General features: G+C 31.7%; 6 protein-coding genes and 1 rRNA gene. 5 read left to right on the plus strand and 2 right to left on the minus strand.

Going from position 1 to position 8,239, the window contains the following annotated elements:
• Window positions 1–852 precede the first annotated feature (852 nt).
• The 5 genes from AC15TD_RS15210 (at window position 853) to AC15TD_RS15230 (ending at window position 7,506) form a co-directional block, all read left to right on the plus strand.
• Window positions 853–3,066: an NADP-dependent isocitrate dehydrogenase gene (locus AC15TD_RS15210; protein WP_484452994.1), complete on the plus strand. Its 2,214-nt coding sequence runs from the start codon at window positions 853–855 to the stop codon at window positions 3,064–3,066.
• Between the two features lie 71 nt (window positions 3,067–3,137).
• The gene (locus tag AC15TD_RS15215) at window positions 3,138–5,513 is read left to right on the plus strand and encodes a TonB-dependent receptor (RefSeq protein WP_484452995.1); all 2,376 of its coding nucleotides are present in this window, start codon (window positions 3,138–3,140) and stop codon (window positions 5,511–5,513) included.
• 4 nt (window positions 5,514–5,517) lie between these two features.
• The gene (locus tag AC15TD_RS15220; protein WP_484452996.1) at window positions 5,518–6,333 is read left to right on the plus strand and encodes a DUF4249 family protein; all 816 of its coding nucleotides are present in this window, start codon (window positions 5,518–5,520) and stop codon (window positions 6,331–6,333) included.
• Between the two features lie 134 nt (window positions 6,334–6,467).
• Window positions 6,468–7,283: an N-acetylmuramic acid 6-phosphate etherase gene (gene murQ / locus AC15TD_RS15225; protein WP_484452997.1), complete on the plus strand. Its 816-nt coding sequence runs from the start codon at window positions 6,468–6,470 to the stop codon at window positions 7,281–7,283.
• Window positions 7,276–7,506 carry a DUF6095 family protein gene (locus AC15TD_RS15230; protein WP_484452998.1) on the plus strand — a complete coding sequence of 77 codons (231 nt, stop codon included), beginning with the start codon at window positions 7,276–7,278 and terminating at the stop codon, window positions 7,504–7,506. Before murQ ends, AC15TD_RS15230 begins: the two co-directional genes overlap by 8 nt.
• Here AC15TD_RS15230 and AC15TD_RS15235 read toward each other — a convergent pair.
• Both AC15TD_RS15235 and rrf read right to left on the minus strand, forming a co-directional pair.
• Window positions 7,503–8,006 carry a hypothetical protein gene (locus AC15TD_RS15235; RefSeq protein WP_484452999.1) on the minus strand — a complete coding sequence of 168 codons (504 nt, stop codon included), beginning with the start codon at window positions 8,004–8,006 and terminating at the stop codon, window positions 7,503–7,505. The genes AC15TD_RS15230 and AC15TD_RS15235 overlap by 4 nt on opposite strands.
• A gap of 146 nt (window positions 8,007–8,152) precedes the next feature.
• Window positions 8,153–8,239 (minus strand): 5S ribosomal RNA (gene rrf, locus AC15TD_RS15240); the annotation flags it as partial.

Below are 8,239 nucleotides of genomic sequence, written 5' to 3' on the forward strand. Positions count from 1 at the left end.
TTACATTACACACAATAGTTTAAGAGCCTTGATAATCATCAAGGCTCTTTTTATTAACAAATGTTAATAACCTAGGTTTATAAGTGGTTGATATCTAACGGGCTAAAAAATTTGTTTTTTTAAATTCTGGTTATATATTAGCAGAAGGAATAATAACAACCTTGGTTGGTTTCATGGCAACATGAATTTGTATTATATTCTAATAAGGTAACGTTCTTTATAATAATTGTTTTTTGAGGTTTGGATGTGCCGCGTGTAAGCGTGAGTGAGCAGAGAACCATGACACTGTAAAAAGTCCCAGACGTGAAAATAGCTGGCAACTAATACGGTCGAAAGCTTGAAAAAGCAACAGAGATCGAAAGTGAATGTTGACATTAAGAGCAATGCTATGAGTTTACCCAACGTGCAAACGAAAAGGAAGGCGATTAGGATCAAGAAGAACAATTAAACTAAAGCATTTTGGTAATAGGTCAATGCATATTGAAAATTACAACACAAAATGTTTTATTGAAATAACAAGACTTGAATTGAAAAGGTTTGAATGCAAGTTTAGACTGATTAACAGAAATGTTAATAAATCATGTAGGGTTATTTCAAAGAAAGCCATGTCAAAGTAGATTAAATTCTATAGTGATATGGCTTTTGTTTTTTATAAATTTTTCTATCCATATATTAAAATACTTCGCTTAAGTTATTGCAATTATTATTTTTTAAAAAAATCTACAAATACATTAAACATCATTACACAATATCTCTATTTAAAAAGGCAAATTTTGTATATTCGCAAAGCAAAAAAACATGAATGTTTATTCATTTTCTCCACAATAAATAATTAAAAATAGAGAGACAGCAATGCCAAAAATTATCTATACAAAAACTGACGAAGCCCCAGCTTTAGCAACACATTCATTTTTACCAATAGTAAAAGCATTTACGACATCTTCTGGAATTACTATTGAAACAAAAGACATCTCTCTTGCTGGAAGAATTTTAGCAAATTTCCCAGAATTATTAACTGAAAGCCAAAAAGTATCCGATTCATTAGCAGAATTGAGCGTGCTAGTAAAAAAACCAGATACTAACATTATAAAATTGCCAAATATTAGTGCTTCTTTGCCGCAACTAAAAGAAGCTATAAAAGAGCTTCAATCAAAAGGATATGCATTACCTGAGTATCCGGAAGACCCAAAAGATGCTGAAGAAAAAGCTGTTAAAATAGCCTATGATAAAGTAAAAGGTAGTGCAGTAAATCCTATATTAAGAGAAGGAAACTCTGACAGACGTGCTCCTAAAGCGATTAAAAATTACGCCAGGAAAAATCCACATAGCATGGGAGCTTGGAGCAAAAATTCAAAAACGCATGTAGCAACTATGAATAAGGGGGACTTTGCTCATAATGAAAAATCAATGACTATTAAAACTGCTACAAACTTAACAATAGTGCATCACGACTCAAATGGTAACAAAACCATTTTGAAAGATAATTTATCTATTCTAAAAGATGAAATTATTGATGCAACCGTTATGAGGAAAAATGCACTATTAGCTTTTTTAAAAGAACAAATTACCGATGCTAAAGAAAAAAATGTCTTATTTTCTTTGCATATGAAAGCAACCATGATGAAAGTGTCAGACCCCATCATTTTTGGTTATGCTGTAAAAGTGTTTTTTGCTCCTGTATTTGAAAAACATGCTTCTGTTTTAAAAAGCTTAAATGTTGATCCAAATAATGGTTTTGCAAACGTATTATCTAAAATTCAAGAATTACCTGAAGTTAAACGTGAAGAAATTGAAGCTGATATTGAATTGGTTCTTAAAAATGGCCCAAGTTTAGCGATGGTTAATTCAGAAAAAGGGATTACGAATTTAAATGTTCCTAGTGATGTTATTGTTGATGCGTCTATGCCAGCTATGATTCGTACTTCAGGAAAAATGTACAATGCCGAAGGAAAATTACAAGACACAAAAGCTGTAATTCCAGACAGCAGTTACGCAGGAATTTATCAAGCGACTATTGATTTTTGCAAAGAAAACGGAGCCTTCGACCCAACCACTATGGGGACAGTTCCTAATGTTGGGCTAATGGCTCAAAAGGCTGAAGAATACGGTTCTCATGACAAAACATTTGAAATAAAAGCCGATGGTATTGTAAAGGTTATTAATGATTCTGGAAAAGTTTTAATGGAACATACCGTTGAAGCTGGCGACATTTGGAGAATGTGCCAAGTAAAAGATGCGCCTATTCAAGATTGGATTAAACTTGCGGTTTCTAGAGCCAGTGCTACTGATACACCAGCCGTTTTTTGGTTAGATAATAAAAGAGCTCATGATAAAGAACTGATAAAAAAGGTGAATAAATATTTACCTAAACATGATACGAGTGGTTTAGATATTAAAATTTTATCACCAATAGAGGCTACAACCTATACATGCCAAAGACTTAAAGAAGGTAAAGATACTATTTCTGTTTCAGGCAATGTATTACGTGATTATTTAACAGACTTATTCCCTATATTAGAAGTTGGAACTAGTGCAAAAATGCTATCGATTGTACCACTAATGAATGGAGGAGGCTTGTTTGAGACTGGTGCAGGGGGATCTGCTCCAAAACATGTAGAACAGTTTTTAGAAGAAGGTCATTTACGTTGGGATTCTCTGGGAGAATTTTTAGCATTGGCGGTTTCTCTTGAATTTTTGGGAGAAAAAAACAATAATAAAAAGGCACTTATTCTCGCTGACACTTTAGATAAGGCAACAGACAAATTTTTAGATAATAAAAAATCACCTTCAAGAAAAGTTGGTGAATTGGACAACAGAGGTAGCCATTTTTATTTAGCCATGTACTGGGCAGAAGCTCTGGCATCTCAAAATGAGGATCCTGAATTAAAAGAAAAATTTAGTAAAATTGCTAAATTATTGAATGATGGAGAAACAAAAATTTTAAAAGAATTAAATGATGCTCAAGGGTCTCCTGTTGATATTGGAGGATATTATATTCCAAATGATAAACTAGTGAGTGAAAGTATGAGACCTAGCAAAACATTTAACAGCATATTAAATAACTAGAACGTTAATTTAAACTTAAAGCCCCTTATCCAGGGGCTTTATTTTATATTTTTGGCAAAAAATTGCTTTTAATGAAATATCTTTTAACCTATTTCTTTTTAGGTTCATTCTTTATTGTAAATGCATCATATGCCCAAGAAAAGTTTACCTTAAGTGGCATCGTTTCAAACCAAGAAAGTAATGAAACCCTTATAGGTGTGAATATTATTGTTCCCGACTTAAAAACAGGAACGTCAACCAATGAGTATGGGTTTTATTCCATTACACTTCCAGAGGGAAACTATGAAATAGTTGTTAGTTATTTAGGCTTTAACAATTTTAAAAAAACCATTAATCTATCCAAAGATATAAGCCAAAATTTTCAGCTTGAAGAGTCTTTAGAAAGTTTGGGAGAAGTTATTATCACAGATAATGTTGAGAAACTGGATATTTCAACACCCCAAATGAGTGTTAACGCGTTAACAGCAAAAACAATTAAACAACTACCTACAATATTGGGAGAAGCGGACGTTGTTAAAGCTATTACACTACTTCCAGGTATTTCAAATGCAGGTGAAAATTCTTCTGGTTTTAACGTACGAGGTGGTGCAGCTGATCAGAATTTAATATTATTAGATGAAGCTACTATTTATAATTCGTCGCATTTATTTGGACTATTTTCTGTTTTTAATCCTGATGCTATTAAAGATTTAAAATTATTTAAAGGCGGTATCCCTGCGAGATATGGCGGCAGAGTATCGTCCGTTTTAGATATTTATCAAAAAGAAGGGAATAGTAATGATTTTCATGTTAATGGAGGTATTGGCTTTGTATCAAGTAGACTTATGGTGGAAGGACCAATCAAAAAAAATGAAGGATCTTTTCTTTTTGGAGGCAGATCATCATACGCTCATTTATTTTTACCGCTTTTCGATATTGATAATGTTGCTTATTTCTATGATTTGAACACCAAGTTGAGTTATAAATTAAATGAGAAAAATAATATTTATTTATCTGGATATTTTGGTAGAGATGTGTTTAATATTAATGATAGTTTCGAAAACACATATGGCAACACGGTATTAAATTTTAGGTGGAACCATTTGTTTTCAGATAAGCTTTTTTCAAATCTTTCGTTAATTTATTCAGATTACTATTATGGTTTAAATTTAGGTTTTGTAGAATTTAATTGGAATTCTGGGATTCAAAACTTCAATGTTAAATATGATTTTAAGCATTATCTCAATAATAAGTTTAAATTGTTTTATGGTTTAAATAGTATCTATTATAAATTTAATCCTGGAGATATTGAGCCTTCAACAGAAACCTCAGGCATAAATCCTTATAAACTCGCAGATAAATACGCTTTTGAAAATGCTATATACATAGACATAGAGCAGGAAATATCAAATAGATTACAATTATCATATGGCTTACGCTTTAGCTCTTTTTTACGATTAGGTCAAGATGGACTTAATAGGTACACTAATAACCAAGCTGTTAATTTTAATGAGGCATTACAAATCTATGAAAAAGCTGAGCCTATTGGATCTGATACCTTTAAACATAGTAAAGTCATTAAATCCTTTCATAATTTAGAACCGAGAATGTCATTAGCATATCAACTAAATAGTGAATCTTCAATAAAAGCAAGTTATAATAGGATGAGTCAATATTTGCACTTATTATCTAACACAAGTTCCCCAACACCATTGGATGTTTGGGCTCCAAGTGGAAAATATATTAAGCCCCAATTATTAGATCAATTTGCTATTGGATATTTTAAAAATTTTAATGATGATATGTATTCCTTAGAGTTAGAAAGCTTCTATAAAACAATAGAAAACAGAATTGATTATATTGATGGTGCCGATTTAATAGCGAACGAAGCTATCGAACAAGTTATATTAAATGGTGAAGCCCGTGCTTACGGTATTGAATTACTGCTTAGAAAGAATAAAGGAAAACTTAAAGGATGGTTATCTTACACCTTATCAAAGTCTGAACAGCAAACGAAAGGCAGGACACTAAATGAAACGGGTATTAACAATGGTAACTGGTACTATACACCTTATGACAAAACGCATGATATTTCGCTTACAGGAAATTATAGGTTAAATGAAAAATGGGAAATTAACTCCAATTTTTTATTTCAAACTGGGCAACCAACTACATATCCTGTAGGACAATATGAATATAATGGTCTTAGTATAGCTAATTTTAGCGACAGAAATTCAAGTAGGCTTCCATCTTATCACCGTCTGGATGTATCATTTAATTATACACCAAAACCACATAAAAACAAAGGGTATCAAAGTTATTGGGTGTTCGGTGTTTACAACGTGTATAACCGAAGAAATGCATCATCTATCACCTTTAGAGAAAATAGAAATACTGGTAATAATGAAGCGATACAACTCTCTATTTTTGGGGCTATTCCATCCGTATCCTATAATTTTAAGTTTTAAAAAAATGAAAAAACTTATCTACATAATATGCCTTTCAATATTTATAATATCATGTGAAGATGTTATAGATGTTGATGTCCCGACAGAAAACCCAAGACTTGTTATAGAAGCTTCTATCAATTGGTTTAATGGAACTCCAGGTAACGAACAAGACATAAAACTTACTTTATCTGCTCCTTATTTTAATAATTCTGTACCTCCAGCTAATGATGCACAGATTCAAATTATAGACTCAAATAATAATACTTTCAATTTCGTTGAAGATGGTAATACCGGAATTTATAAAAATAGTAGTTTTATTCCTATTTTAAATGAAACTTACAACTTAACAATCATTTATCAAGAAGAAATTTTTACAGCTACTGAAACCCTTAAATCTGTTGCAAGTATAGATTATGTTGAGCAAAAAGATGACGGAGGTTTTTCAGGTAACGAAACCGAGCTTAAAGCTTATTATTTAGACACTGAAGATGAAGAAAATTATTATTTCTTTGAATTTATTAGCGATATTCCGGTTATACCAAGCTTAGAAGTTTATAAAGATGAGTTTACAAATGGTAATGAAATTTTTGGTTTTTACACGGAGGAAGATTTAGAGGCAGGAGATATGGTTACTATTCGTAATTATGGGATTTCAGAACAGTTTTATAACTATATGTTTATCTTATTACAGCAAAACAGTGAAGAAGGCGGTGGCCCTTTTGAAACACAACCTGCAACTGTACGAGGAAACTGTATTAATCAAACAAATTCTAAAAATTATCCACTTGGATATTTCAGATTGTCTCAAGTAGATGAGTTTATCTATACAGTTCAATAAATTTTGGAGTTACCTTATAATAAATAAGGTACTTACTATCACTACTTACTTTTTTATAAGTAAACCCACATAAAAAAGAGTTCAAACAAACTATTCTATCACTAAAGAAAGCAAAAAAAGTGTATTTTTGAACCATGGATTTTATAAAAACAACTGAACAAGACTCTAAATACAATCATCTTGAAAAGATGAGTATTAATCAGTTATTAAAAAACATCAATACAGAAGATAAAACAGTTCCTCTTGCCGTAGAAAAAGCGATTCCGCAAATAGAAAAACTAATTGAAGTTACTGTAAATCAACTTAAAAAAGGAGGTCGGCTTTTTTATATAGGTGCTGGCACAAGTGGCAGACTAGGCATTTTAGACGCATCTGAATGTCCACCAACCTTTGGAGTATCTAATGATCTTGTAATAGGCATTATTGCAGGTGGAGACACGGCCATCAGAAAAGCTGTTGAATTTGCCGAAGATTCCAAGTCTCTAGGTTGGAAAGATTTACAATCACATAATATAAATTCTAATGATGTTGTTGTGGGAATAGCAGCTTCCGGAACCACTCCTTATGTTATTTCAGCCTTAAAAGAATGCAATAAAAATAATATTGCGACAGGGTGTATAACTAGTAATTCTAATAGTCCTTTATCTCTTGCTGCCAAATTCCCTGTTGAAGTTATTGTAGGTCCAGAATTTGTTACTGGTAGTTCTAGAATGAAAGCAGGCACAGCTCAAAAACTAGCTCTAAACATGATAACCACAACAACAATGATACAGTTAGGTCATGTTAAAGGAAACAAAATGGTAGACATGCAATTAACTAATAATAAGCTTGTTGATAGAGGGGTTAGAATGATAATGAACGAACTAGGAGTCACAGAACAAGAAGCCAAAATGCTTTTGGATAAACACAAAAATGTAAGAACCACCATAAAACAAAAAAGTAATGAGTAATAAAACAGACCGCACTAAACTATTTAAAGGAATTAAAACTTTAATCTTTGCCATACTTAGTCTTTTTATGGGACCTACTTTAATGCACATGGCACTTTCAGATAAAGAAAACACACTCTACCTTCCATTACTTATTATTGCCTGTTTAATTTGTGCTATGGCTGTATTTTTAATTTTTAAAGGCATAAAAATTATAATGTCTAGCTTATTTAACAAACCTTAATTAGAACTTATTTCCTTAGGCGTTGTAGGATTATATCCAAATACACTATCATCAATTGTGATATTTAATCCTTGAAGAATATAATTTATAATGGCATAATGATGAATCGTGTGACTATTGGCCTGAGCAAGCAGTGAGCCATATGTATAAGGTATTTCTACTTTCCCCAAACCTAAATCGTCTAGAACATTTATAGGAAGATCTAAATTATAATTATTACTTTTTATTCTATTCACGATATCATTATAATAGGTGAAAGCCGAAGAACATTTGGTTTCAACCATCAAATCCCTCTTCCTTGAAGTTAAATCAACCTTATAATCAGGAGTGATATTTAAAATACAGTCATAAAAATCTAATATATGCCTTACATGAGAACCTATACTAGACATATATGGTGGTATTGTAGTATTTCCTAATAGTTCATCATTTAATAAGGATAGAATATAGTTTGTCTTATTTAAAGTTTTTATAGTTGATTCTATTATTATACCATTCATATAAGCTAAATTTAAATAAGTGAGTTTAAAAAATATTAGTCTAAAATAGGAAAATAACTTACAAAGCCGCAGTAAAAAAAGCTATTCAGAAAATAGGGAGCTATACAAAACAAAAAGCCCTTCATAAAAATATGAAGGGCTTTCAAAAAAGGCAACGACCTACTCTCCCACAAATGCAGTACCATCGGCGCTAACGGGCTTAACTTCTCTGTTCGGAATGGTAAGAGGTGAGC

Source organism: Yeosuana sp. (assembly GCF_057126245.1).

Coding starts and splice junctions, on each gene's coding strand:
- AC15TD_RS15210 (WP_484452994.1), top strand. CDS start 853: ATGCCAAAAATTATCTATACAAAAACTGACGAAGCCCCAGCTTTAGCA.
- AC15TD_RS15220 (WP_484452996.1), top strand. CDS start 5,518: ATGAAAAAACTTATCTACATAATATGCCTTTCAATATTTATAATATCA.
- murQ (WP_484452997.1), top strand. CDS start 6,468: ATGGATTTTATAAAAACAACTGAACAAGACTCTAAATACAATCATCTT.
- AC15TD_RS15235 (WP_484452999.1), bottom strand. CDS start 8,006: ATGAATGGTATAATAATAGAATCAACTATAAAAACTTTAAATAAGACA.
- AC15TD_RS15230 (WP_484452998.1), top strand. CDS start 7,276: ATGAGTAATAAAACAGACCGCACTAAACTATTTAAAGGAATTAAAACT.
- AC15TD_RS15215 (WP_484452995.1), top strand. CDS start 3,138: ATGAAATATCTTTTAACCTATTTCTTTTTAGGTTCATTCTTTATTGTA.